Below are 23,391 nucleotides of genomic sequence, written 5' to 3' on the forward strand. Positions count from 1 at the left end.
GGCCCGGTTCACCGCCGCCGCGCTAGCGTCGGCGTGTCCCACCTGCCACGATGACGGCCCCAGCCAGGAGCGCCAGCGCGATGAACCGGTTCCCCATGATGCTTGCCTGCCTGCTGGCGCCGACCCTGGCGATGGCCCAGCCGGCCGGCAACGCGCCGGGTTCGCTGGACCTGAGCGTGCCGCAGGCGCCGATGCGCTATCTCAACGATCCGTCCTACCAGGCCGATGCCCCGGGCACCTATTACGGCGACCACAGCGGCCCGGCGCCGCGCAGGGACGCCACCACCGCGACGGTGGTCGACGACAAGCTGCAGGTGCACGGTACGCTCAGCACCGGCATCGGTTACTCCAAGGCCTACGGCAACAGCCACTGGAGTTCGGCCGACATCAACCTCGGCAAGAACTACAACACCGACGAAGGCAAGACCCGCCGCGTGGACCTGAACATCCACATCAGCCAGGGCAAGGGCGCCGGTCCGTTCGGCTACGGCCCGGGCCCGTGGTACGGCTGGTGACCGCCGGCGTCACCGCCCCGCTCCCGGGAAACGATCAACCGCCGCAGCGCATCCACGCGCAGTCGATGGCGTCTAGCGCCAGGTGCAGCAGCAGGCCGATGCCGAACAGCCGGGTGCGGCGCGGCAGCAGCAGGCCGGCGTAGACCGCGGCCGCCGGCGCGGTGTGCAGCGGGTGGAAGCCGATGCTGCAGCGGTCCGGCGCATAGACCGGATCGGCCAACAGGTGGTCCAGGTCGATCACCCAGCCCAGCAGCATCAGCAGCCAGGCGCGGGTGAACCGCGGCCGCCAGAACAGCCAGGCGAGCAGCGCCGGCACCGCCGCGTGCAGGCACAGATGCAGGATCGCGCGCAGTCCCATGCCGCTCAGGCGCCGGCCAGCGAGGCCATGTCGATGACGAAGCGGTACTTCACGTCCGAACGCTCCATGCGCGCGAAGGCCTCGTCGATGCGCTGGATCGGGATCGACTCGCACTCCGGGTAGACGCCGCGCGCGGCGCAGAATTCCAGCAGTTCGCGGGTCTGCGCGATGCCGCCGATCAGCGAGCCGGACACCTGCCGGCGGCCGCGCATCAGCGCCGCGGCGTTGACCGGCATCTGCTCCAGCGCGCCGACCACGACGATGCGGCCTTCCACGTCGAGCAGGCGCACGTAGGGGTCCAGCTCGTGCGCCACCGGCACCGTGTCGATGATCAGGTCCATCGACGAGGCGGCCGCCTTCATCGCCTCGGCATCGCGCGACAACAGCACCCGGTGCGCGCCGAGCGCGCGCGCGTCGTCGGCCTTGGCCGCGCTGCCGGTCACCAGGGTGACCTCGCAGCCCAGCGCCACGCCGAGCTTGACCGCCATGTGCCCCAGCCCGCCCAGGCCGACCACGCCCAGCCGCGTGCCGGGACCGGCGCCGTAATGGCGCAGCGGCGACCAGGTGGTGATGCCGGCACACAGCAGCGGCGCGGCGCGCGCCAGGTCCAGCTGCGGCGAAAGTCCGATGGCGAACTCCTCGCGCACCACGATCATGCGCGAATAACCGCCCTGGGTGGTCTCGCCGCTGATGCGGTCGCGGCCGTTGTAGGTCATCGTCGGCCCCTGCCGGCAGAACTGCTCCTCGCCGTGCGCGCACTGGTCGCACTGCCGGCAGCTGTCGACCATGCAGCCCACGCCCACCGCGTCGCCCACCTTCAGCCGCGCGACGGCGCTGCCCACCGCGCGCACCCGGCCGATGATCTCGTGGCCCGGCACCATCGGGTAACGCGAACCGCCCCAGTCGTTGCGGACCTGGTGCAGGTCCGAGTGGCAGACGCCGCAGTACAGGATGTCGATGGCCACGTCGTCCGGGCGCAGCGCGCGGCGTTCGATGGCCAGGGGTTGCAGCGGCGCGCCGGCCGAAAGCGCGGCGTAGGCGGGGGTGTGCATGGCATGTCCCGGGGGATGGATCGCAGCGGATTGTACCGGCCGCACCCGGCGGCGGCGTTACACTGTGCGCCTGCCGGGCAGTCGCGCCGCGGCCGTTCCGGAGTGGTGATGATCAACAACGACGTACTGCGCAGCATCCGCTACATGCTCGACCTGGGCGACAGGCACGTGGTGGACCTGATCCAGCTGGCCGACCCGGCGTTCGACGTGGACCAGGCGCAGGTGCACGACTTCCTGCGCCGCGACGACGAGCCGCTGTTCGAGGCCTGCCCGGACGCCGTGCTGGCGCGTTTCCTCGACGGCCTGATCTACCACTTCCGCGGCCGCGACGAATCGCAGCCGCAGCGCGCGCCTGAAACGCGCATCACCAACAACCTGGTGTTGAAGAAGCTGCGCGTGGCCTTCCAGCTCAAGGACGTGGACATGCACGCGATCTTCGCCGCCGCCGGCCTGCCGTTGTCCAAGCCGGAGCTGTCGGCGCTGTTCCGCCAGCCGGACCACAAGAACTACCGCGCCTGCGGCGACCAGCTGCTGCGCAACTTCCTCAAGGGCTTGACCGCGCGCCTGCGCGCCGCGTGAAGCAACCGCGCCAACCGGCGCATCGCCACGTAATCCGATCGGCTGGACGCCGATGTGCCTCACCCTTCCGTAGGAGCGATGACATGGCGCCATGTGCGACCGACGAAGAGCCTCCCTTGAGTCAAGGGGGCGCGCCGACAGGCGCGTGGGATGTGTGGGGAACGATGAGCCGGGGGCCAAGGTAGCGGCGGCCATGGTGTCGCCGGTCGAGCCTCGTGCGGGGTGAGCCCGCCTCTACGGATGCAAGAAAAAGCCCGGCATTGCCGGGCTTTCTGCGTTTCGACACGCGCGGGCTGCTTACCAGCTGAAGCGCGGGCCGACCGACCATTCCTTGTTGCCGTGGCGGTCCATCTTGATGTCGCCGTTGATGCCCCAGTTCTGGTTCAACTTCACCTGGCCGCCCAGGCGGCCGTAGAAGGCGCCGTCCGGGTTGACGCCGTGCTTCTTGGTGTAGTCCTGGTAGCCGGCGAAGGCATACACCTCGGCGTGTTCGCCGAACGCGTTGCGCAGGCCCACTTCGGCGTTGTAGCCGTCGAAGTCCAGGTTGCTGTGGTGCGGGTCGAACTTCTGGTAGCCCACGCGCGCGACCAGGTCGGTGCTCGTGGCGATGGCGCGGTTGTAGCCGGCGCCGATGCGCCACTGGTCGAACTTGGCGTCGGTGTGGTCGACCTTCTGCTGGGTGAAGTCGCCGAACACGTGGAAGTTCGGGTGGAAGGCCCAGGAGCCCTTCAGCGCCCAGCCGTCGGCGTCGGGGCCGGACACGTCGGTCTTGACGTAGTCGCCTTCGACATAGTTGTAGGAAAGGTTGTCGGCAGCGGAAGCGGCGAACGGGAGGGCGGCCGCCAGGGCCAGGGCAATCGGGGAAGTCTTCATGGGGGTACACCTTCAAAATTACTGTCTGTGGCGCGGCGGCTCGTGCGGCTGCCTGCGTCCGGATGTAATTTTTCCGTTATCCAGCTCAACCCTTCCTGAAGTTCCGCCGCCCCACCAACGGCGTTTTTAGGCCTTTATTCAGGCGTTTTCTGGCACGCGCGCGGCTTGACACGTTTTTCCTTCATCGGGCTTTTCCCGGCCGGGCGATGCAGCGGCGCGCCTGTGGCGATGTCGCTCAGGATCGGGCAGTCCGGCCGCTCGTCGCCGGCGCAGCAGTCGGCCAAGGTGCGGACCGTGGTCACCATGTCCTGCAGTTCGGCGATGCGCTGCTGCAGCACCGCCACGTGTTCCAGCGCCATGCGCTTGACGTCGGCGCTGTGGCGCGAACGATCACGCCACAACTGCAGCAGTTCGCCAATGCGCTCCACGCTGAAGCCCATGTCGCGCGAGCGCTTGATGAAGCCCAGGGTGTGGATGTCGCGCGGACCGTAGACGCGGTAGCCGGCCTGGGTGCGCGCCACCGGGCCGATCAGGCCGCTGTCCTCGTAGTAGCGGATCATCTTGGCCGAGATGCCGGTGGCCCGGGCCGCCTGGCCGATGTTCATGGCGTCTTCCATCGCTTTCTCCTCGCAGCGGCGGGGCCTGCCCGCCGGAACGTTGCCGAACGCCCCGATTGTCCCGCCGGGCGGCACCCGGCGGCTATGGGTTGGCCGGGGTGAAGCGCCGCAGCCGCAGCGCATTGCCCAGCACGAACACCGAGGACAGCGCCATCGCCCCGGCGGCGAACACCGGCGACAGCAGCACGCCCCACAACGGATACAGCACGCCGGCCGCCACCGGGATCAGCGCGGTGTTGTAGGCGAACGCCCAGAACAGGTTCTGGCCGATGTTGCGCATCGTCGCCTGGCTCAGCGCGATGGCGTTGGGCACGCCCTGCAGGCTGCCGGACATCAGCACCACGTCGGCGGCCTCGATCGCCACGTCGGTGCCGGTGCCGATCGCCAGGCCGACGTCGGCCGCGGCCAGCGCCGGCGCGTCGTTGATGCCGTCGCCCACGTAGGCCAGGCGGCCGTATCCGGCCTTCAGCCGCTTCACCGCATCGACCTTGCCTTCCGGCAGCACTTCGGCCACGACCTCGTCGATGCCCAACTGGCGCGCGATGGCCTCGGCGGTGCGGCGGTTGTCGCCGGTGATCATCGCCACCTTCAGCCCCAGCGCGTGCAGGTGGGCGATGGCCGCGGCGGTGTCTGCCTTGATCGGATCGGACACGGCGATCACCGCGGCCAGCCGGCCGTCGATGGCGGCATACAGCGGCGTCTTGCCGTCCTCGCCAAGCCGCGCGGCGACTTCGGCGAACGGCGCCACGTCCAGTCCGAGCGAGCTCATGAAGCGGTCCGCGCCCACGTCCACGCGCGCGCCGTCCACCTGCGCGCGCACGCCATGGCCGGTGACCGATTCGAAGGCCTGCACCGGCGGCAGCGACAGGCCTTCGGCCTGCGCGGCACCCACGATCGCGCGCGCGATCGGATGCTCGGAGCGGTCTTCCACCGCGGCCACCTGCGCGAGCACGCGCGCGCGGTCGAAGCCGCCGGCCACGTGCAGGTCGGTCAGCAGCGGCCGGCCTTCGGTGAGCGTGCCGGTCTTGTCCACCGCCACCACCGCCGCTTCCTTCAGCAGTTGCAGCGCCTCGCCCTTGCGGAACAGCACGCCCAGTTCGGCGCCGCGGCCGGTGCCGACCATGATCGAGGTCGGCGTCGCCAGGCCCATCGCGCACGGGCAGGCGATGATCAGCACGGCCACCGCGTTGACCAGGGCGAAGGTCAGCGCCGGCGACGGGCCGAACCACCACCACGCGGCGAAGGTCAGCAGCGCCAGGCCCATCACCACCGGCACGAACCACATCGTGATGCGGTCCACCAGGCCCTGGATCGGCAGCTTGGCGCCCTGCGCCTGTTCTACCAGGCGGATGATCTGCGCCAGCACGGTGGCGCCACCAACGGCGGTGGCGCGCACGCCGAGCGTGCCGGTCTGGTTGACGGTGCCGCCGACCACGCGCGCGCCGGCCGCCTTGGCCACCGGCACCGGTTCGCCGGTGATCATCGATTCGTCCACGTAGCTGTCGCCATCGACCACCTCGCCATCGACGGCGATGCGCTCGCCGGGGCGCACGTCGATCACGTCGCCGGCCGCCACCTGCGCCAGCGGCACCTCCACCGCGCCGCCGTCGCGGCGCACGCGCGCGGTCCTGGCCTGCAGCTTGAGCAGGCGCTTGATCGCCTCGGAGGTGCGGCCCTTGGCGCGCGCCTCGAGCATGCGCCCGAGCAGGATCAGGGTGACGATGACCGCCGCCGCTTCGTAATACACGTTGACGGTGCCGGCCGGCAGCAGCCGCGGCAGGAAGGTCGCCACCAGCGAGAAACCGTAGGCGGCCAGCGTGCCGACCGCGACCAGCGAGTTCATGTCCGGCGCGGCGCGCAGCAGCGCGGGGATGCCGGCGCGGTAGAAGCGGCGGCCGGGGATCGCCAGCACCAGCGTGGTCAGCGCGAACTGCAGCAGCCAGCTGTTGTGCGTGCCCAGCGTGCGGGCGATGGCGTGATGAAAGGCCGGCACCAGGTGCGCGCCCATTTCCAGCACGAACACCGGCAGGGTCAGCGCCGCGGCCAGCAGCAGGTCGCGCCGGAGCCCGCGCAGTTCTTCTTCGCGGCGCTGCGCTTCGCGGTCGCCGTCCACGGCCGCTTCCAGCACGCGCGCCTCGTAGCCGGCCCTGGTGACCGCGGCGAGCAGCGCGGCAGTGTCCAGCGCGGCTTCGCCCTGCACCTGCGCACGGCCGGTGGCGAGGTTGACGCTGGCCGAGCGCACGCCCGGCACCTTGGCCAGCGCGCGCTCGACGCGGCCCACGCACGAAGCGCAGGTCATGCCGTCGATGCCCAGCTCCAGCGGCGCCGGCGCGGGCACTTCGTAACCGGCCTTCTCCACCGCCCGCACCAGCGCCTGCCGGTCCACGCCGTCGCCGCGCACCGTGGCGCGGCCGGTGGCCAGGTTCACCGCGGCGCTGGCCACGCCGGGCACGGCGGCCAGCGCGCGTTCCACCCGACCCACGCACGAGGCGCAGGTCATGCCCACGACCGCGAGATCCTGCGTCTGTCCGCCGTCGTGGGCGGGATTCTGGCTGTTCTGGCGCATCGCCGGCTCACCTGGGTTGTCCATGATGGCGGCATCTTGAAGCTTCCCATCGTGGGAAGGTCAACAGGGTGGGAACCAGAGGACAGGAACCAGAAACGTAGTGGGAGCGCATGGCCCCTGCTTTGCCTTCCATGTTCCCGGCCCTTCGCCTCTGACCTCTGACCTCTGACCTCTGACCTCCGGCCTCTGGTCTCTGGTCTCTGGTCTCCGGCCTCCGGCTCCTTGACCTTGCCACCATGGCAAGCTCCAGACTGCCCTCCCCTCAAGGAGAATCCGCCATGAACCTGCATATCGAGAACATGACCTGCGGCGGCTGCGCGCGCAGCGTCACCGCCACGGTCAAGGACGTGGACCCGGCCGCGACGGTCGAGATCGACCTGCCCGGCAAGCGCGTGCGCATCGAATCGGCGCAGCCGGCCGAGCGCTTCACCCAGGCGCTGGACGACGCCGGCTTCCCGGCGCGGCAGGACCCGTAACGGCGGGCCTGCCCCACATGACGCTTTCCCGGTGACGTCCCATGCGCGGCAAGCCGCGCATCTACCGACCGGCACCGGATCGATCCGGGTTACGGCAGGCGCTTCCACACCTCGCGCTCGACACGGCGTCCGCCCTCCCAGCGCTCGAGCGTCCAGACATCGCCTTCCAGCGTGTAGCGGAATTCGTAGCTGCCGCCGTTCTCCAGCGGGTAGGACGCCATCAGCGGCCGCTCCACGTAGCGCGAACCATCGCCCTCGTAGGTGCCCGAACCGCCGGCCCAGAACACGCCGTTGCTGGTGGTGGTGAAGGCGAAGCGGCCATCGGCCAGCACCTTGGTGCCGGCCAGGCCGCGGCTGGCGTAATCCACGCGCGCGCCGTCGCCGTCGACGGACTCGCCCGACTGCAGCTGCCAGGCGCCCTGCAGGCGCGACAGGTCGGCGGCGCCGGCGGCAAAGATGGAACCGGCGCACAGCAGCGTGGCGGCAAGCAGGCGCAGGGACGGGCGTATCGGCATGGAGCTCTCCTGTGTGGGGACGCGGCATTGTGCGCGGCCGCGGCACGGCGCCACCAGCACCGGTTCATCGGCAACTTTCCGGCGCACTGCCGGGGCACGCGCGGCGGGGCGGTATCATGGCCGCCACTCTTCCCCGGCGACACGCGCGTGCAGACCATCCTTACCCCGGTATCGATCGGCGAACTGATCGACAAGATCACCATCCTCGAAATCAAGGCCGAACGCATCGCCGACGCGGCCAAGCTGGGCAACGTGCGCACCGAGCTGGACGGCCTGTGGCCGCTGTGGCTGCAGCAGCAGGCCGCGCGCCCGGAACTGGCCGCGCTCAAGCAGCAGCTCAAGGCGATCAACGAGCGCATGTGGGACATCCAGGACCAGCTGCGCGCCAAGGAGACCGCGCAGGATTTCGGCGATGGCTTCATCGCCCTGGCGCGCGGTGTCTACGGCACCAACGGCGAGCGCGTGGCGGTCAAGAACGAGATCAACCGCGTCGCCGGCTCGGCGCTGGTCGAGGAAAAGCAGTACCAGGGCGAATAGGCCGCCCGGCCGCGCGCAATGAAAAGGCCAGGTCGATGACCTGGCCCGCGGGGTTGCATGCGTGGAGGTGGTTCAGCGCAGGGTGGCCGCGGCGTCGCGCGCGCGTTCGGCCGGCACCGGTGCGGTCTTGATCGACAGGCACATCGGGCAGACGCTCTCCAGCACCTTGATCGCGGGTTGGTACACCGTATTGCACTTCATGCACTGGACCATTCCAGTCGTGATGGCTTCCATGAGCCCTCTCTTGATCGTTGTCCGATCCTGCAATATCGCGGCGCCAACCCGCTTTTTCAAGACGCGCATCCCTTGCGCCGCGCTTCGGGCGGCTTCGCCGTGAAAACGGCTGTCCTGCCGTTTTTCAGGCCTCCGCGGCGCGCGCCGCATGCCAGCGGCGGGCGCCTGCGCCCCACCGGCGCGTGACGCGGCGCAGACATCGCCGCGCGCACCATGGCCGCACTTTCCGTGGCATGCGGGTGCGCCATGCGCGTGTTGACTCTGTGCCTGATCGTGCTGTTCGGCCTGGCGCTGGCCGTCGGCGGTGGCTGGCTGCTGGCGCTGCGCGGCAGCGCGTTCTACCTGCCCAGCGGGCTGGTGCTGCTGTGGGTGGCCTGGGGCCTGTGGCGACACCGCCGCTGGGCGAGCTGGCTGTACGCGGCGTGGCTGCTGGTGCTGCTGGCCTGGTCGCTGTGGGAAGCCGGGCTGTACTGGTGGCCGCTGGCGACCCGGCTGGGCGTACCGGTGCTGCTCGGCCTGCTGCTGTCGCTGCCGGCGGCGCGCCGCTCGGCGCCACGCGGCTACACCGGCCCGGCCGGCTGGCCGGTGCTGGCGGCCTCGCTGCTGCTGACGGCGGTGGCGCTGGCCGGCATTCCGCGCCACCTGCACGAAATCCACGGCACCCTGCCGATGGCCGCCGTCGCCGCGGCGCCGCGGCTGGGCGACGACGCGCCGCCGCCCGGCGAATGGCGCGCTTACGGCCGCAGCGATTACGGCCAGCGCTATTCGCCGCTGGCGCAGATCACTCCGGCCAACGTCGGCCGGCTGCAGCTGGCGTGGCAGATGCGCACCGGCGACATGCGCCTGCCGCAGGACGTGGGCGAGACCACCTACGAGGCCACGCCGCTGAAGATCGGCGACATGCTGTACCTGTGCACGCCGCACAGCTGGGCGCTGGCGCTGGACGCGGATACCGGCAAGGTGCGCTGGCGTTTCGATCCGGGCGCGGGCATGGAGCCGCAGCGCCAGCACCAGAGCTGCCGCGGGCTGTCCTGGTTCGCCGAACCGGCCGCCGCCGGCGGCAGCGCCTGCGCCACGCGCGTGTTCCTGGCCAGCGCCGATGCCAGGCTGCATGCCTTGGATGCGGCCACCGGCCGCCATTGCGAGGATTTCGCCGACCACGGCGTGCTCGACCTGACCCACAACATGCCGTTCAAACAAGCCGGCTATTACTACTCGACCTCGCCGCCGCTGGTGGCCGCCGGCAAGGTGATCGTGGCCGGCGCGGTCAACGACAACTACGCGGTGGATTCGCCGTCCGGCGTGATCCGCGCCTACGACGCGCGCAGCGGCAGGCTGCTGTGGAACTGGGATTCGGGCGACCCGGCGCGCACCGCGCCGCTGGATCCGGCCGATCCAACGCAGGTCTACACCGCCAGTTCGCCCAACAGCTGGGCGGTGGCCAGCGCCGACGAGGCGCTGGGGCTGGCGTACTTCCCGATGGGCAACCGTACCCCGGACCAGCTCGGCATGTACCGCAGCCCGGCCGAGGAAAAGTACGCGTCTTCCGTGGTCGCGCTGGACCTGGCCAGCGGCCAGCTGCGCTGGGTGCACCAGTTCGTGCACCACGATCTATGGGACATGGATACGCCGGCGCAGCCGTCGCTGCTGGACCTGGACCTGCCGCAGGGGCGCACGCCGGCGCTGGTGATACCGACCAAGCAGGGCGACGTATACGTGCTCGACCGCCGCGACGGGCGCGCGCTGCTGCCGGACGGCGAACGCGCCGCACCGCAGGGCACCGAGATTCCCTGCCAGAGCGTGGCCGCGCGGCAGCCGTACTCGACGCTCAGCTTCGAGCCGCCGCCGCTGCGCGAGGCCGACATGTGGGGCGCCAGCCTGGTCGACCAGATGCTGTGCCGCATCCAGTTCCGCCGCCTGCGCTACGAGGGCCGCTATACCCCGCCGTCGCTGCGCGGTTCGCTGGTTTACCCCGGCAACTTCGGCACGTTCAACTGGGGCGGCGTGGCGGTGGACCCACAGCGCCAGGTGATGTTCGGCATGCCGACCTACCTGGCCTTCGTCTCCACCCTGGTGCCCAAGGCACAGCTCCAGGAGGGGCAGGCGATGAACACCGGCGAGCACGGCCTGAACGAGAACAGGGGCGCCGACTACGCGGTGGAGCTCAAGCCGTTCCTGTCGCCGCTGGGCGTGCCCTGCCAGGTGCCGCCGTGGGGCACCATCGCCGCCGCGGACCTGCGCACCGGCAAGGTCGCCTATCAATACCGCAACGGCAGCATCCGCGATCTCTCGCCCATCCCGGTCCCGATACGCCTGGGCGTGCCCGGCATCGGCGGACCGCTGCTCACCGCCGGCGGCGTCGCCTTCCTGGCCGCGGCGGTGGACGACAACTTCCGCGCCTACGACCTGGCCAGCGGCAAGGTGCTGTGGAACGTGCGCATTCCCGCCGGCGGCCAGGCCACGCCGATGACCTACCTGGACAGCCAGGGCCGGCAGATGGTGCTGCTGGTGGCCGGCGGCCACGGCTCGATCGGCACGCGGCCCGGCGACTACGTCCTCGCCTACCGGCTGGGGAACGGGAGCGGACGCAGGAACGAGTGAAGAGGAACGGGAGGGCCGGCGGCGCGGTCCCGTCGCGCTCCTGCCGCACGACGCAATCGGCGAACAACCAGCCCAGCGACGCCCTGCACGGTGCGATGCGCGACGCGGGCAATGCGGGACCGCGCGCCTCGTAGATGCCGGGCTCGCCCGGCATGGGGCTGTCCCATGAATCGCGGCAGGAGGGTGTGGGGCGAGCCCCGCACCTACGGCGAACGCCCAATCCAGCGCCAGTACCAGCACGTCGTACCAGCGCGCATGCACCCATTCGCGGAGGCAGCGGCGGCTTTCGGTGGCGATGACCTCGTCATGGCCCCATCGCGCTCCTGTCGCACGACGCGATCCGCGAACAACCGATCCAGCGACACCCGCACGATGCGATGCGGGACGCGGGCAAGCCGTGCCAACAACCATGGCGCGCCCTCGTAGATGCCGGGCTCGCCCGGCATGGGGCTGTCCCATGAATCGCGGCAGGAGCGTGCGGGGCGAGCCCCGCACCTACGGGGCGGACGCTCAGTCCAGCGCCAGTACCGGCACGTCGTACCAGCGCGCCCGCGGGAAACGGGCCTGCATGCATTCGCGCAGGTAGCGGCGGCTTTCGGTGGCGATGACCTCGTCGCTGCCGTCGTCGCGGCTGTTCCAGGCGATGCCGTGCAGCGCGATGCCGCGCGCGGCGATGGCCTCCAGCGACAGCAGGGTGTGGTTGATGCTGCCCAGGCGCCCCGAGGTGACCAGGATCACCGGCCAGCCCTGCCGCGCCACGTAGTCGATGGTCAGCAGCTGTTCGGTCAGCGGCACCATCAGCCCGCCGGCGCCTTCCACCAGCACCGTGCCGTAGCGCGCGCGCAGGCGCGCGGTGGCCGCGGCGATGGCGTCCAGGTCCAGCGCGCGGCCTTCCAGCCGCGCCGCCAGGTGCGGCGAGGCCGGGTAGGCGTACAGCGCCGGCATGGTGCTGCCGTCGCGGTCCTCGTCGAACAGGCCGCAGCCCATCAGCCGCCGGTGCAGCAGGATGTCGTCCGACGCGCCCACGCAGCCGGTCTGCACCAGCTTCTGCGTGATCACCTCGCGGCCCTGTTCGATCCACTGCCGCGCCAGCCAGCCGGTCACCACCGTCTTGCCGATCTCGGTGTCGATGCCGCTGACGAAAATCGCCTCGCCGCTCATGCGCGCACGTCCTCCGCCTGCAGCCCTTCCACCAGCGCGACCATGCCGTCGCACAGCTGGCGCAGCTGCGCGTCGTCGATCACGTACGGCGGCATCACGTACACCAGCCGCCCGAACGGGCGGATCCAGATGCCCTGTTCCAGCATGCGCCGCTGGATGCGTTCCAGCCGCAGCGGCGCGGTCAGTTCGATCACGCCGATGGCGCCGAGCACGCGCACGTCGGCCACCCGGGGCAGCGCGCGCGCCGGCGCCAGCCGTTCGCGCAGGGTGCGTTCGATGCGCTGCACCCTGCCCTGCCAGTCCTGCGCCAGCAGCAGCTGCGTGGACGCCAGCGCCACCGCGCAGGCCAGCGGGTTGGCCATGAAGGTCGGGCCGTGCATGAACACGCCGGCCTCGCCGGAGGCGATGGTGTCGGCGATGTCGCGGCGGGTGATCGTCGCGGCCAGGGTCAGGTAGCCGCCGGTCAGCGCCTTGCCGATGCACAGGATGTCCGGCGCGATGCCGGCATGCTCGCAGGCGAACAGCCGGCCGCTGCGGCCGAAGCCGGTGGCGATCTCGTCGCAGATCAGCAGCACGTCGTGTTCGCGGCACAGCCGCGCCAGTTCGCGCAGATACTGCGGGTGGTAGAAGCGCATGCCCCCGGCGCCCTGCACCACCGGCTCGATGATGAAGGCGGCCAGCTCGTCGCCATGCTCGGCGAACAGGCGTTCGAGCGGCGCGCTGTCGGCCGCGTCCCACGTGCCGTCGAACGGCGTGGCCGGCGCCGGCACGAAGCGGCGCGACGGCAGCGCGGCGCCGAACAGGCCGTGCATGCCGGTCACCGGGTCGCAGACCGACATCGCGTTCCAGGTGTCGCCGTGGTAGCCCGAGCGCGTGGTGGCGATGTTGTGGCGGCCGGGCCGGCCGCGCGCGGCCTGGTACTGGATCGCCATCTTCAGCGCCACTTCCACCGACACCGAACCGGAGTCGGCGTAGAAGATCGCATCCAGCGGCGGCGGCACCATCGCCAGCAGCTGTTTGCCCAGGGCGATGGCCGGTTCGTGGGTGAGCCCGCCGAACATCACGTGCGACATGCGCCCGAGCTGGTCGATGGCCGCCTGGTTCAGCTGCGGATGGTTGTAGCCGTGGATCGCGCACCACCACGAGGCCATGCCGTCGATCAGCCGGGTGCCGTCGGCCAGTTCCAGCAGCACGCCGTCGGCGCGCGCCACCTTCAGCGCCGGCAGCTCATGGCGCAGCGCGCTGTAGGGATGCCAGAGGTGCTCCCTGTCGAATGGATCGGTCAGCATGTAGGTGTGTCGTGCCACCGGCGCGGCGGCGTGCGGGCGCGTACCTTACCGCTTCGCCTGCGGGTCCGCATCCCGGGCCGCGCCGGGCATCATGCCTTCGCGCCGCTGCGGCTGGGTTTCGTGGAGGAACACCGTCCAGGTGTCGGCCGGATGCGGCATCCGCGCCAGGTCCAGCGCGTGGCCGATGGCGCCGCGGTGGTAAGTGGAATGGTTGAGAACGTGGAACAGGATCTCGCGCCGCGTCATGCAGCCCTCGCGGCCATCGGCGAAGCGGAAGCGCAGCACTTCGTCCCACTGCGCGGGGGCCAGCCCGGCCAGATGGGCGGCATACCACTGGTCCGACGCCTGCAGCCGCGTGGCCAGCGCCTCGAGCGCCGGCACTTCGGCCGTGTTGGTGGCCGCATGCGGTGGCGCCTCGTCCAGCAGGCGCGCGCGGAACAGTTCTTCCACGATCACGATGTGGTTCAGCTGTTGCCGCGCGAACGCGACGCTGGCGGGGAAGGCCTGCGCATCCACCGCGCGCACCGCGTCGAGTGTGCGCTCCATCGCCCAGCGCTTGTAGGCGAAGGCTTCGTCGAACATGCGCTGTCCCGCGCCGGAAGCGGCCGGCATCAGCACGGCAGGCCGGTGGCCCGGCCTGCCGCGCAAACGCGAACGGCGGCGGAAACGGCGATCACGCCTCGTCTTCTTCCTCGTCCTCGTCCTCTTCTTCCTCGTCTTCGTCGTCCTCGAACGCGTCCAGTTCCTGCACGCGCACGAAGTTGGGCAGCGCATCGGCGAAGCCGATCTGCGCGCCGTCGGCGACCATCGCCCGCACCTCGCGCTTCATCGCGCTTTCCACCAGCGCGAAGCACACCACGCCCTGTGCGCTCTCCTCGCCGTCCTCGTCGAATACGGCAACCCAGCCGGCGGCGGGCATGATCTGGAGGATGTTGTCTTGCATGGGCGGCTCACCTGGATTGAGGGAGCCCAGAGCTTGCGCGAAGCCGATTGCCGGTGCAATCGCGGCGCGGCCGTTCATCTCAAGCGTCGCGTTCGTGGTCCTCGCCGCCGCGCGCGCCCAGCGCCATGCCGGCGCCCATGCCGCCGCCCATCGCGCCCATGCCCCCGCCCTTGCCGCCCTTGGCGTCACCCTCTTCCTTGCACCCCTTGGCCGCGCCACCGGCCGGACGGGTCGGCCCCTGGCGTGGAATCGCCAGTTCGCGCGGAATCGGCGCCAGGTCCAGCGCCTGGCGGATGAAATCGCGCAGCGACACCACCAGCGCATCGGTGTGCACAGGGCGGCCCTGCGCCAGCTCGGTGGCGGCGTGCGCCGCCAGCCGCACCTGCTCGTCGGTGCCCAGCAGCAGGATGTCCGACAGCCCCGCCTCCACGGCGTCGCGGATGCGGCGGGAGCGGTCGGAGGCCGTGGCGGCGAGGGCCCCGGCATCTTCCTGCCCGCGCAGGTCGCGCAGATGCTTCGGGTCCACGCCGAGGTCGCCGGTGAACGAGCCGCCCAGCGTCTTGTAGGCGGCGATCAGCGTGCGCAGGCGCTCGTTGATCTGCCGGTTCTCGCGCTTGCGCCGCTGCTGCAGCGTCTGCATCACCAGCAGGCGGATGCCGACGCCAACCAGGGTGATGACCATCAACCCCAGCAACGTCGAGAGCACGGCCTGCCAGGAACTGAAATCAAGACCACGCATGCGCCGGCTCCACGGGTTGCGGCGACGGCATCAATCTGCGGCGCGCGCGCTTGGCTTGCAAGCCGCGCCGGCCTGCGCGGAGGCGCGCTCGATCAGTGCGATGCGCACCCGGACGTGCCGCACTTCGCCTGCAAGGTCGTCGCCGAGCGCATGATCCGCAGGCTCGACCTGCCGGCTACCGTTCTCCGGCCCGCGTTTTTCATGCAGAACGACCTGCGGCAGAAACCGGCGCTGGACCATGGCCTCTACGGGAATCCGGTCGGGCACCGCGGCATGGCTTACGTGGATACGCGCGACATCGCCGCACTGGCGGCCAGCGAACTGCTGCGCCGCGAGGCCAGCGCCGTGCCGCTGGCCTGCCACGACGTGGTCGGCCCGGACAACCTGACCGCCGAAAGCATCACCGCCACCTGGAGCGCCGCGCTCGGCCGCACCATCGCCTATGGCGGCGACGACCTGGATGCATTCGAGGCGCAGATGGCGCGCCACGTACCGGCCGGCTTCGCCTACGACCTGCGCCTGATGTTCCGCGGCTTCCAGGAACACGGCTCGCCGGCCAGCGTGGCCGATGTCGCCGTGTTGACCGACCTGCTCGGCCACGCGCCGCGCAGCTACGCGGACTTCGTGCGCGACACCGTGCGCGGCTGGGAATCCGGCAGCTGAATCCCGCCGCTACGCTCCAGCAAGGCGACGGCGCGCCGTCGTCATCGCCTCACTCCGTTTTCCAGTGACCGCCGCCCTGCGCGCAGCTGGCCGGCAGGCCGGCCAGGTCCTCGGCCGAGCGCTCGTAGTAGTAGCCGTCGAGATCCTGGCCGAACAAGCGTTGGCAGCTGCCCTGCGATGGCGCCGGGCAGGCCTCCATGTAGGTGATCTCGCCGGCCTTGCCGCCCATCTGCGCCGAGGTCTGCGCCAGGCCCTCGCATACGCGCTTCAGCTGCGCCTCGGTGGTCGCACCGGCCGTCTGCACGCAGTCGCGGGAACGGATGACCTGGCCGAGGAGCTGGAATTCGCCGGCGATCATGCAGGCGTGCGTGGCGCCAGCGCCGGCCGGTGTATGTGCCACGGCTGCGGACGGACCGGCAGCGGCGGCCGTCGCCTCTGGCGTGGCGGGCGGTGCCGCGGCCACGGGCGCAGGGTCCGGTGCGCCGCAGGCCGCCAATGCGACCATCACGCCCGCCAATGCCAACAACCGTCCATGCCGTATCCCTGCCATGCGCCGTTCCTTCCTGTCGAGGTGGACCTCGATGATAGCCCGGCACGGCAGGCCACAATCCGCGGTGCATGCCGCAAAGTGGAAGCGTGCGCCGCGCGCGGGTCACCGGCTGCCGGCTTCGCCTTGCACTGCCAGCGGACGCACGTGTTCCAACAGGCTGACCAGGGTCTTGCCGGGTTCTTCCCACGGCATCATGTGCGCCGAATGTTCGAACCAGACGCCGCGCTTGTAGGGCGCGCGCACCTGCGCCAGCCAGGCCGCGGTCGGCTCCGAAGGCGTGGTGTAATCGTGGCGCCCCATGAACATCAGCACCGGGATCGGGAATTCCTTCACGCCGCGGTAGTCGACCTGCAGGAACTCGTCCAGCAGCCGCCCCAGCGTGAACACGCTGCCAGCGTCGATCGCGCAGCGCGCGGCATCGTCGTAGTCCGGCGACAGCCGCGGCCCCTGGAAGAAATAGTTCGACTCGCTGCGGTAGGCGCTCAGGCCGCCGTAGTACTGCGGCCACTTGCGGGCGACGACGATGCGCTCGCGGGTGATCGGCGTGTCGCCCGGGTACGGCGCGATGGCTTCCATCTCACGCACCGCCTCGGCATTGCCGCGCTCGCGCGCGGTGCGCAGTCCGTAATCGAAACTGACCCGCTCGTTGGTGCGCACGTCGATCACCTGGCCGATGCCGACGTAGGCATGGAACAGGTCCGGACGCTGCAACGCCGCCTGCATCGCCACCACCGTGCCCCAGCTGTGCCCGACCAGTACGACCTTGCGCTTGTGGTAGCGCCTGCGCAGGTAGTCGGCCAGTTCGATGGCATCGGCCACGTAACGCTGGATGCGCAGCGTGCCGGCCACCTCCTCCCGCGGATTGAGCAGCAGCGTCCTGCCCGCGCCGCGCTGGTCGTAGTTGACCACGGTGAAGTATTCCTCCAGCGGACGCTGGAACTGCCACAGCGTGGGGATCACCGGCGACGCCGGCCCGCCGTGCACGAACAGCAGCAGCGGGTTGTCGCGGTCCTGCCCGCGTACGTTCACCCACTGCTGGATGCCGCCGATCTCCACCGCGTAGTCCTCCTGCACGCCATCGGGCGCGACGATACGGCCAAGGTCGGCGATGATCCCGCGTGCCGGCGCGTAGCTGGAGCGGTCAGGGCAGGCGTCCTGCGCGGTCGCCGCCAGCGGCAGGGCCAGCAACAGCACAGCCAGCGCGCGCCATCCGGGTCGATTCCTGGTCATGGCCATCTCCTGCATTGCATCGTGATATGCGTTGCCGACAGCCTCCTTCGGCGCGACAGGCAGATCAAGCAGGCCCAACGTCATCCCCCCTTTCGTCACACCGGGGCGCGACCGGGCCCCAGGCATCCAGAGCCGCCGGCTCCATCCATCTCCGCAGTGGTCCCGGCGATGGCGGGCAGATGATCACGCAGCCACTGCCGGGCAGGCGCTCATCGCTCTGCAATACCCCGGCCCAGCGCTTCCGCCGGTTCGCGGAATACACCCGGGAACCGCCTACAGCACATTGCAGGTGACCGCGAACGTGACGCTGCTGTCGGCGGGGAGTACCGCAATCCGCACGCCGGCCGTGGTCAGCAGATCGGCAGGTGCGGCAGGACAGACCGCGCCACCGGTGGTCGAGGTGCAGGTTGCGACACAATCGCTCAATCCCGCGCCTGGCATGTCCCTGGCCACCGCATTGTTCGCCGGGCTCGGCCCCTTGTTGCCCACCACGATGGTGTAGGTGGTGCGCGAGCCGCTGGTCACCATGTCATTGGGCTGATCGGCTTCGCCATTGGCCCCCGGCGTATTGGTCTTGGTGATGGTCAGATCGGCTGACGCGCCGTTGAACTCCGATGTCGCGCCGAGTGTGCACGCCGCGTCTGCGCAGCGCGTGGCGGTCATGCGCAGGGTGGCCGGGTCCACGCCCGCAATACTGCAGGTGCTGGGAACGGTGGCGCTCGGGGTGGTGACGTTGCACGAACCCAGCCAGACCTGGCCTTCGCCATGGCCGCTCGGATCAAGGCCGCCGGGGTTGTTGTAAAAGTCGATCCGGTGGCCGTTGGCGTTGGCCGTGGTGTCCAGGAAAAAAGAGACCGCGTTGCCGGAAACGCTGACGACCACCGGGAAGTTCTGCAGCCCATTCGGCCCGGTGTCGGTGTCGCCCGGGTCGTTGGCCGTGACGCCGGTCGCCCCCAGGTCGATGCCCAGGCCACCGTTGTCCCATATCCGATTCGCGTGGATGCTGTTGTCGGCCGCGTTGTTGCCGGTGACGCTGACGCCGGCACCCCGGTTTCCGGTAATGGTGTTGTCCGTTACGACGTTGCCCTCGATCCGGATCAGGCCGGCGCTTGGAAAACCCACGCCCGGACCGGTGTTGCCGGAGATGGTGTTCCCCTGGATCAGGTTGTTGTTGAACACGCCGACCTGCCCCCCGCCACCGTACCCGGTGACCGATATCCCCGCGCCCCCTCCCCCGGTGATGATGTTGTTGGTGATGCGGTTGTTGCCGGCCCCATAAGGGCCGTCGAACTGCATGCCCAGCCGGATTCCAATGCCGGTGCTGTTGGTGATGGTGTTGCCGTCGACCAGCACGTTGCTGGCCGTGAAAAGCGCGATGCCGGAAGATGCGCCGACAACGTTGTTGTTGGTGATCGTACCGGTGTAGGCCGGATCGGCCAGATAGGCCGAGTACTCGTCATTGAAGTAGTTGATGCTGTATACGCCCCCGGTAACCGTGTTCCGGTCCGTGGTGACATTGTTGCTGTTTCGCACCAGGATGGCCGAGCCCGATGTCGAGCCCATCGTGAAGGTATTTCCCTGGATCAGGACATACGGCGCTTCGGTGATCAGCAGCGTGCTGCCGGGTTCGGACGTGCCGCTGAAGCGCATGTTCAGTATCTGGCTGTTCCTGGCATCCTCGCCATAAATGGACAGGCTGGCGAAGTTCCCGGCCGCGAGGGTGATGGCATTGCCCCCATCCATCACCAGCGTATCGATCACATCGGGGAGCGTCGAGGTCAGCGTGATGGTGCCGGAGACACCGAACACGATGCTGTCGCTCACCATCGCCGTGGCGTTGGCCTCCTCCATGGCCGCGCGCAGGGTCGTGCAGCTGAAATTCGGGCTGGCGCCGGTACAGGTCCCGACATCGTCGTCCAGCGTGGTGACGGTGTAGGTGGCGGCCGCCGCAGCGTTCGCCCATAGCAGCGCGGCCAGCATCGCCAACCTGCGTACCGGACGGCACCGTCCAGACCGAGGCGCACTCCGCGCGGTCGACCAGGAGGTATCAGAGTCCCGCATAAGTGCTCTCCATCGAATGACCATCATCCACGCTCTGCTCTTCATCAAGGCGCACCCACTGGCGCCGGCGCACTGCGACCGCAACCGCTTCCAGGCGCAGCGGCCGCATCTCAATAACGTCCGGTCAGGTTGAGGAACCAACCCCGATGGTCGTAATCGAAGTCGGTGAGATCATCGCTGAACTCGGTGAAGTTGTAGCCCACGCCAATACGGAAATTCCGGTTGAGATCACGGTCCACGCCGGCGAGCAGGCCCTGCCGGACACCCCCGTCCCTGACGTCCAGCCGCCGGTACTCCACAAGCGCATGCCACTGGGCGCGCAGTTCGTAGCGGACCTGCACGGCGGAGAAGGTGGTGGCCGCGTCCAGCCAGGTGCCCATGCCGCGGCCCATGCGGACCTCGCCTTCGCGACGCGCCAGCTTGCCGGCAAACTCCCAGTGCTGGTCGTGCCTGTACACGCCCTCGAACGCTAGGATCTGCGAACGCTGGTCGTAGTCCGCGCCGCCCAGTTGCCCCAGGGCGGCCAGGTCGTACAGGTAGGTGTAGCGGCCGAACAGGCCCCAGCGCTGGCTGTTCCACGGGCGGTAGGCGAAGCCCACGTTGCCTTCGATGAACTTCGCGCCCGCCGCGGGGTTCGCCTTGTCATCGGTGTCGGCGTAGTTCAGCCTCGCCGCGATGCGCCAGCTGTCGTTGATCCGGTAGGCCAGGCGGGTCGTGCTGACCCACTGCTCGCGCTGCTCGGCACCGCTGTCGCGGCGCCACTCCAGTTTGCTGGTCCAATCGGCACTGGGCGAGGTGTGGCCGCCGGATACGCCGATGGCGCGCCGCTCCACGTCGCCGCCGTCCGTGGTGGTCAGTTCGGCCTTGGAGAGGGTGAAGCCCAGGTTCCAGCCCTGCGCCGGGTAGAAATCCATGCCGTAGGTATGCGCGAGCCCGGACTGGTCGGGCTCCTTGAGGAACTGGCTTTCATTGAACAGGTTGACCTGGTTGGAGAGACGCCAGCGCTGGCCCAGGGTCCAGCCGTTCTGCGCGCTGCGCATGAAGGGCGACTCGTAGGCAGTCGAATCGGTGGAGTAGGTGTACGCGCCATACAGCGCGTGCTCGGCGCTCAGCCGATATTCCGCGTTCACCGACGCGGCATCGCCGCGGTCGCCCGTGGTGACCTCCGCGCCAGCGCTGGAGTTGTCGCCGAACAGGTATTTGCTGCCCAGCGTGAAGGCGTCGTTGCCGACGTACCTGCCGCCATCGTCGTCCAGGGTGAACTGGCCGACGCCGTACATCTCCAGCGTGCTGCCGACGCGCCGCAGGTACTTCAGCGCGCCCAGGGTGCCGCTGGATTCGAGCGCCCCGCCCTCCTGTTGCACGTGCCGCAGCTCCGCACTGAACGTGCCGGCGTCGCCGATGCGCCACTCCAGCGTGGCCTGCGCCTGGGTCAACGCGTCCGCGCCGCTCTCGGCCCGGGTGTAACGCGTGTACAGGCCCAGGTCCGGGGTGAACTGGCCCTGCAGTTCGGCACCGTATTCGACGACGGAAAGGCCGGTGTCGTAGCGCGAGACGGAGTAGCCCGCGCTGGTAGTGCGCCACCAGGCGCCCGCGCTCCATTCCTGCCCGGTCCAGCCCAGCTCCTTGAAGTTGACGCGCCCTTCCAGCGACTTCGCCTCACCCTCGCGGTACAGGCCGGTGTCGTTCTGCTGGATGAAGCTGAGGCCACCGTTGTCGGAGAAGAAAACGGGCGCGCCGTAGGACTCGGTCTGCGCGTACTCGGCCTTGAGGTAGGTTCCCTTGCCGGCCTGCAGGGTCAGGTCGCTGGCGGCCAGCACATAGTCTTCGCCGGACCGGTTTTCTTCCACGTAGGTCGCGCCGACGCCGACGTGGTCTCCCAGCCAGTGCCTGGCGCGCAGGCCGGCCGCGATGTCGTCGGCATCGAAGCCGGAGGGCACCCATTCGTAGTCCACCAGCAGGCGCTGCTCGAAGCCGTCCAGCGGCGCGTCGCGGGTGAGCGTGGGAATGTTCTCCCGCGTGACCTGCGCCAGCGCGCGGGTCAGCAGGATGCGCCCCTGCAGCGTGTCGATCTCGTAATCGGTACCGCGCTGCATGACCATGCGGTTCTCGACGCGGCCGGTGGTGCGGTCGCGTACTTCCAGGGTGACCACCTCCGAGCCGGGCAGCAGGTCGGTATGGCGCAGGTAGTAAAGGCTGCCGCCGGTGCCGATGAACTCGCTGTGGCCCGGTGCGGTTTCCGCCTGGGAACCGAATACCCGCAGCTCGGTGCCCGCATCGCCCCAGCGGTTGGTGGCGTTGGAACGCCAGTCCAGGGCCGCGCCGTACAGCGAGCGCTGGTACTGGGCGAGTTCGGTTCCGGTCATCCCGGTGGAATAATTTCCCCACAACGCCTGGTTCTTGTCCCAGTCCATGCGCAGGTAAAAGCGTCCCATCGTGTCGACGTCCCGATAGGTCGTCGAGTCGTCACCATGGACCGGGTAGTACAGGTCCGGATCGAGGCGCCGGAAAATGTCCTGGGGATCGGTTTGGGTGAAGCCGCTGAACAGGTGCTCCAGGTCGCGCTGCGTGGTATCGGCCTGCGCCGTCAGCAGGTACTTTCCACGCAGTTTCGCCTTGCCGTAGAACGCCAGCCTGCCGTCGCTGATCACGTCATCCCGGTAGCGGTCGTCGTTGGCGAACGGGCCGGTCGAACCGCCGACCTGGTTGCGCGCGAAGGTCACGTCGGCCAGCGCCACGCCGAAGAAATAGCGGCCAGTTACGTCCACGTCCAGCGTGTGGACGGGAGCGGCCTTTCCTGTTGCGTCGGTACTGCCCACGCCGATGGCGAATTCGTGCCGCCCGACGGGGACCAGATACTCGGCCACGAACTTCCGCTCCAGATCCACCGGGTAGGCTTCGCCGTTGATCGTGAGCGAAGCGTTCTGCGGCAGGTTCCGGCCCTGGATGCGGATGCGCGAACCATACAGCGCGATGTTCTGCTGGCGCAGGCCATTGCCCGAGAAGACGCTGTCGATCAGCGCCTGCGACTGCGCCTGGTCGGCCGTCAGGCCGCCGCCCCTGTCCCGCTCGACGCGGTCGCGCAGGAGGTCGGCGCCACGTTCGGCGTCCCCGGGCGAAACCAGCTGCAGGGTGCGTGGGCGGGTTTCGTCGAAGGCGCCGTTCTCCCCGTAGGCGCGCAGCACGTAGACCAGTTCGTCGCCCTTGCGGAAGGAATACCCGGCGGGCAGTTCGCCGTTCCACTCCCCCTGCGATACAGCCGCCACGTCCATCGGAATCCGCGCGACCGGATCGACCAGGTCGCCATCGCTGCCGCGGTACAGGGTGATTTCCAGGCGCTGGATGAACGCCGGGTAGTTGCTGCGCACATAGAACTGCACCGGCCCGGGGATGCGCCGGCCATCGAACGCCACGATCGAAGGCGCGGAGACCGAAAGCTCCGGCCGCCCCAGGGTGGGATCCTCGGTCGCCCAGATGACGCCGCCATCGGGCAGATCGATGGCGAACCGGCCAAGCACGTTCGCCCTGCCCGGCGGCTCGACGGCCACGGTGACCCGGCGATCCGGCTGCAGCGCTTCGGAGGACGAACGCGCGTCCGTATCCCGGGTGACCGGCCTGTCGTAGCTGCGCGTGCGCAGGCGGAACAGCAAGCCCTCTTCCCCCGTGCACTGCACATCGCCGCAATGCACCGACGCGGCCATTTCATCCGCATCGTCCTGCCGGGCCTGCGCACCCGCAGACGGGGTCGTGACGATCATGGCCATGCCGGCGAGCACACCGGTCACGGCGCGGTCCAGCAGTTTCATCTTCAGGGGCTTGTGCATGGGCCGGC

General features: G+C 69.6%; 23 protein-coding genes. 6 read left to right on the forward strand and 17 right to left on the reverse strand.

Annotated elements, in window-relative coordinates; all coding sequences use genetic code 11:
• Nucleotides 1–80 precede the first annotated feature (80 nt).
• Nucleotides 81–515 carry a hypothetical protein gene (locus ABTV91_RS00485; RefSeq protein WP_433852696.1) on the forward strand — a complete coding sequence of 145 codons (435 nt, stop codon included), beginning with the start codon at nucleotides 81–83 and terminating at the stop codon, nucleotides 513–515.
• Between the two features lie 34 nt (nucleotides 516–549).
• Here ABTV91_RS00485 and ABTV91_RS00490 read toward each other — a convergent pair whose 3' ends face one another.
• Together ABTV91_RS00490 and ABTV91_RS00495 are read right to left on the reverse strand one after the other, a co-directional pair.
• Nucleotides 550–873, reverse strand: coding sequence for a DUF6122 family protein (locus ABTV91_RS00490; protein WP_433852697.1), 324 nt, complete (start codon nucleotides 871–873; stop codon nucleotides 550–552).
• 5 nt (nucleotides 874–878) lie between these two features.
• Nucleotides 879–1,925, reverse strand: coding sequence for an NAD(P)-dependent alcohol dehydrogenase (locus ABTV91_RS00495; RefSeq protein ID WP_433852698.1), 1,047 nt, complete (start codon nucleotides 1,923–1,925; stop codon nucleotides 879–881).
• A gap of 108 nt (nucleotides 1,926–2,033) precedes the next feature.
• On the opposite strand from ABTV91_RS00495, the gene ABTV91_RS00500 reads away from it, so the two are divergent.
• Nucleotides 2,034–2,504 (forward strand): DUF1456 family protein, encoded by a 471-nt coding sequence (locus ABTV91_RS00500; RefSeq protein WP_433852699.1) that lies wholly within the window; start codon nucleotides 2,034–2,036, stop codon nucleotides 2,502–2,504.
• Between the two features lie 297 nt (nucleotides 2,505–2,801).
• Here ABTV91_RS00500 and ABTV91_RS00505 read toward each other — a convergent pair whose 3' ends face one another.
• From ABTV91_RS00505 to ABTV91_RS00515, 3 genes are all read right to left on the reverse strand, one after another.
• A complete protein-coding gene (locus tag ABTV91_RS00505; RefSeq protein WP_433852700.1) occupies nucleotides 2,802–3,377 on the reverse strand; it encodes an OmpO family porin in 576 nt (191 codons plus the stop codon).
• Nucleotides 3,378–3,511: 134 nt separating this feature from the next.
• Entirely contained in the window at nucleotides 3,512–3,994 is a 483-nt protein-coding gene (cueR, locus tag ABTV91_RS00510) for a Cu(I)-responsive transcriptional regulator (protein WP_433852701.1), read from the reverse strand.
• 82 nt (nucleotides 3,995–4,076) lie between these two features.
• The gene (locus ABTV91_RS00515; protein WP_433852702.1) at nucleotides 4,077–6,584 is read right to left on the reverse strand and encodes a heavy metal translocating P-type ATPase; all 2,508 of its coding nucleotides are present in this window, start codon (nucleotides 6,582–6,584) and stop codon (nucleotides 4,077–4,079) included.
• 254 nt (nucleotides 6,585–6,838) lie between these two features.
• Here ABTV91_RS00515 and ABTV91_RS00520 point away from each other — a divergent pair, with 254 nt between their 5' ends.
• A complete protein-coding gene (locus ABTV91_RS00520) occupies nucleotides 6,839–7,036 on the forward strand; it encodes a heavy-metal-associated domain-containing protein (RefSeq protein WP_433852703.1) in 198 nt (65 codons plus the stop codon).
• Nucleotides 7,037–7,125: 89 nt separating this feature from the next.
• On the opposite strand, the gene ABTV91_RS00525 is transcribed toward ABTV91_RS00520, so the two are convergent.
• Nucleotides 7,126–7,551, reverse strand: coding sequence for a hypothetical protein (locus ABTV91_RS00525; RefSeq protein ID WP_433852704.1), 426 nt, complete (start codon nucleotides 7,549–7,551; stop codon nucleotides 7,126–7,128).
• A 147-nt stretch (nucleotides 7,552–7,698) separates the two neighbouring features.
• Here ABTV91_RS00525 and ABTV91_RS00530 point away from each other — a divergent pair, with 147 nt between their 5' ends.
• Nucleotides 7,699–8,088, forward strand: coding sequence for a DUF6165 family protein (locus tag ABTV91_RS00530; protein ID WP_343199434.1), 390 nt, complete (start codon nucleotides 7,699–7,701; stop codon nucleotides 8,086–8,088).
• Between the two features lie 72 nt (nucleotides 8,089–8,160).
• Here ABTV91_RS00530 and ABTV91_RS00535 read toward each other — a convergent pair whose 3' ends face one another.
• Nucleotides 8,161–8,289, reverse strand: a complete 129-nt coding sequence (locus ABTV91_RS00535; RefSeq protein ID WP_433852705.1) for a hypothetical protein — start codon at nucleotides 8,287–8,289, stop codon at nucleotides 8,161–8,163.
• A 279-nt stretch (nucleotides 8,290–8,568) separates the two neighbouring features.
• Between ABTV91_RS00535 and ABTV91_RS00540 the strand changes: the two genes are divergently transcribed.
• Nucleotides 8,569–10,923 (forward strand): membrane-bound PQQ-dependent dehydrogenase, glucose/quinate/shikimate family, encoded by a 2,355-nt coding sequence (locus tag ABTV91_RS00540; RefSeq protein WP_433852706.1) that lies wholly within the window; start codon nucleotides 8,569–8,571, stop codon nucleotides 10,921–10,923.
• Nucleotides 10,924–11,433: 510 nt separating this feature from the next.
• Here ABTV91_RS00540 and bioD read toward each other — a convergent pair.
• The 6 genes from bioD to ABTV91_RS00570 form a co-directional block, all read right to left on the reverse strand.
• Entirely contained in the window at nucleotides 11,434–12,084 is a 651-nt protein-coding gene (gene bioD, locus ABTV91_RS00545; protein ID WP_433852707.1) for a dethiobiotin synthase, read from the reverse strand.
• Entirely contained in the window at nucleotides 12,081–13,373 is a 1,293-nt protein-coding gene (gene bioA / locus ABTV91_RS00550) for an adenosylmethionine--8-amino-7-oxononanoate transaminase (RefSeq protein ID WP_433852708.1), read from the reverse strand. Before bioA ends, bioD begins: the two co-directional genes overlap by 4 nt.
• Nucleotides 13,374–13,418: 45 nt before the next feature.
• Nucleotides 13,419–13,955, reverse strand: a complete 537-nt coding sequence (locus ABTV91_RS00555; RefSeq protein WP_433852709.1) for a DinB family protein — start codon at nucleotides 13,953–13,955, stop codon at nucleotides 13,419–13,421.
• A gap of 91 nt (nucleotides 13,956–14,046) precedes the next feature.
• Entirely contained in the window at nucleotides 14,047–14,316 is a 270-nt protein-coding gene (locus tag ABTV91_RS00560; RefSeq protein WP_433852710.1) for a hypothetical protein, read from the reverse strand.
• Nucleotides 14,317–14,395: 79 nt separating this feature from the next.
• Nucleotides 14,396–15,055, reverse strand: a complete 660-nt coding sequence (locus tag ABTV91_RS00565) for a hypothetical protein (protein ID WP_433852711.1) — start codon at nucleotides 15,053–15,055, stop codon at nucleotides 14,396–14,398.
• A 30-nt stretch (nucleotides 15,056–15,085) separates the two neighbouring features.
• Nucleotides 15,086–15,295: a hypothetical protein gene (locus tag ABTV91_RS00570; RefSeq protein ID WP_433854228.1), complete on the reverse strand. Its 210-nt coding sequence runs from the start codon at nucleotides 15,293–15,295 to the stop codon at nucleotides 15,086–15,088.
• On the opposite strand from ABTV91_RS00570, the gene ABTV91_RS00575 reads away from it, so the two are divergent.
• Entirely contained in the window at nucleotides 15,206–15,718 is a 513-nt protein-coding gene (locus tag ABTV91_RS00575) for a hypothetical protein (RefSeq protein ID WP_433854224.1), read from the forward strand. The two genes, ABTV91_RS00570 and ABTV91_RS00575, sit on opposite strands and share 90 nt — an antisense overlap.
• Before the next feature lie 49 nt (nucleotides 15,719–15,767).
• On the opposite strand, the gene ABTV91_RS00580 is transcribed toward ABTV91_RS00575, so the two are convergent.
• From ABTV91_RS00580 to ABTV91_RS00595, 4 genes are all read right to left on the reverse strand, one after another.
• A complete protein-coding gene (locus ABTV91_RS00580; protein ID WP_433852712.1) occupies nucleotides 15,768–16,118 on the reverse strand; it encodes a hypothetical protein in 351 nt (116 codons plus the stop codon).
• Nucleotides 16,119–16,370: 252 nt separating this feature from the next.
• Nucleotides 16,371–17,498, reverse strand: a complete 1,128-nt coding sequence (locus ABTV91_RS00585; RefSeq protein ID WP_433852713.1) for an alpha/beta fold hydrolase — start codon at nucleotides 17,496–17,498, stop codon at nucleotides 16,371–16,373.
• A gap of 273 nt (nucleotides 17,499–17,771) precedes the next feature.
• Entirely contained in the window at nucleotides 17,772–19,478 is a 1,707-nt protein-coding gene (locus tag ABTV91_RS00590; RefSeq protein WP_433852714.1) for a right-handed parallel beta-helix repeat-containing protein, read from the reverse strand.
• A 191-nt stretch (nucleotides 19,479–19,669) separates the two neighbouring features.
• Nucleotides 19,670–23,383: a hypothetical protein gene (locus ABTV91_RS00595; RefSeq protein ID WP_433852715.1), complete on the reverse strand. Its 3,714-nt coding sequence runs from the start codon at nucleotides 23,381–23,383 to the stop codon at nucleotides 19,670–19,672.
• Nucleotides 23,384–23,391: the final 8 nt, after the last annotated feature.

The organism is Stenotrophomonas nitritireducens, from assembly GCF_050984405.1.
Classification (GTDB): domain Bacteria; phylum Pseudomonadota; class Gammaproteobacteria; order Xanthomonadales; family Xanthomonadaceae; genus Stenotrophomonas; species Stenotrophomonas nitritireducens_B.

Excerpts from the sequence above, each read along its gene's own strand:
- ABTV91_RS00500 (WP_433852699.1), top strand. The coding sequence starts at position 2,034 with ATGATCAACAACGACGTACTGCGCAGCATCCGCTACATGCTCGACCTG.
- ABTV91_RS00535 (WP_433852705.1), bottom strand. The coding sequence starts at position 8,289 with ATGAAGTGCAATACGGTGTACCAACCCGCGATCAAGGTGCTGGAGAGC.
- ABTV91_RS00555 (WP_433852709.1), bottom strand. The coding sequence starts at position 13,955 with ATGTTCGACGAAGCCTTCGCCTACAAGCGCTGGGCGATGGAGCGCACA.
- ABTV91_RS00520 (WP_433852703.1), top strand. The coding sequence starts at position 6,839 with ATGAACCTGCATATCGAGAACATGACCTGCGGCGGCTGCGCGCGCAGC.
- ABTV91_RS00505 (WP_433852700.1), bottom strand. The coding sequence starts at position 3,377 with ATGAAGACTTCCCCGATTGCCCTGGCCCTGGCGGCCGCCCTCCCGTTC.
- ABTV91_RS00560 (WP_433852710.1), bottom strand. The coding sequence starts at position 14,316 with ATGCAAGACAACATCCTCCAGATCATGCCCGCCGCCGGCTGGGTTGCC.
- cueR (WP_433852701.1), bottom strand. The coding sequence starts at position 3,994 with ATGGAAGACGCCATGAACATCGGCCAGGCGGCCCGGGCCACCGGCATC.
- ABTV91_RS00565 (WP_433852711.1), bottom strand. The coding sequence starts at position 15,055 with ATGCGTGGTCTTGATTTCAGTTCCTGGCAGGCCGTGCTCTCGACGTTG.
- ABTV91_RS00515 (WP_433852702.1), bottom strand. The coding sequence starts at position 6,584 with ATGGACAACCCAGGTGAGCCGGCGATGCGCCAGAACAGCCAGAATCCC.
- bioA (WP_433852708.1), bottom strand. The coding sequence starts at position 13,373 with ATGCTGACCGATCCATTCGACAGGGAGCACCTCTGGCATCCCTACAGC.
- ABTV91_RS00525 (WP_433852704.1), bottom strand. The coding sequence starts at position 7,551 with ATGCCGATACGCCCGTCCCTGCGCCTGCTTGCCGCCACGCTGCTGTGC.
- ABTV91_RS00570 (WP_433854228.1), bottom strand. The coding sequence starts at position 15,295 with ATGGTCCAGCGCCGGTTTCTGCCGCAGGTCGTTCTGCATGAAAAACGC.
- ABTV91_RS00585 (WP_433852713.1), bottom strand. The coding sequence starts at position 17,498 with ATGACCAGGAATCGACCCGGATGGCGCGCGCTGGCTGTGCTGTTGCTG.
- ABTV91_RS00495 (WP_433852698.1), bottom strand. The coding sequence starts at position 1,925 with ATGCACACCCCCGCCTACGCCGCGCTTTCGGCCGGCGCGCCGCTGCAA.
- ABTV91_RS00590 (WP_433852714.1), bottom strand. The coding sequence starts at position 19,478 with ATGCTGGCCGCGCTGCTATGGGCGAACGCTGCGGCGGCCGCCACCTAC.
- ABTV91_RS00575 (WP_433854224.1), top strand. The coding sequence starts at position 15,206 with ATGATCCGCAGGCTCGACCTGCCGGCTACCGTTCTCCGGCCCGCGTTT.
- ABTV91_RS00595 (WP_433852715.1), bottom strand. The coding sequence starts at position 23,383 with ATGCACAAGCCCCTGAAGATGAAACTGCTGGACCGCGCCGTGACCGGT.
- ABTV91_RS00485 (WP_433852696.1), top strand. The coding sequence starts at position 81 with ATGAACCGGTTCCCCATGATGCTTGCCTGCCTGCTGGCGCCGACCCTG.
- ABTV91_RS00540 (WP_433852706.1), top strand. The coding sequence starts at position 8,569 with ATGCGCGTGTTGACTCTGTGCCTGATCGTGCTGTTCGGCCTGGCGCTG.
- ABTV91_RS00490 (WP_433852697.1), bottom strand. The coding sequence starts at position 873 with ATGGGACTGCGCGCGATCCTGCATCTGTGCCTGCACGCGGCGGTGCCG.
- bioD (WP_433852707.1), bottom strand. The coding sequence starts at position 12,084 with ATGAGCGGCGAGGCGATTTTCGTCAGCGGCATCGACACCGAGATCGGC.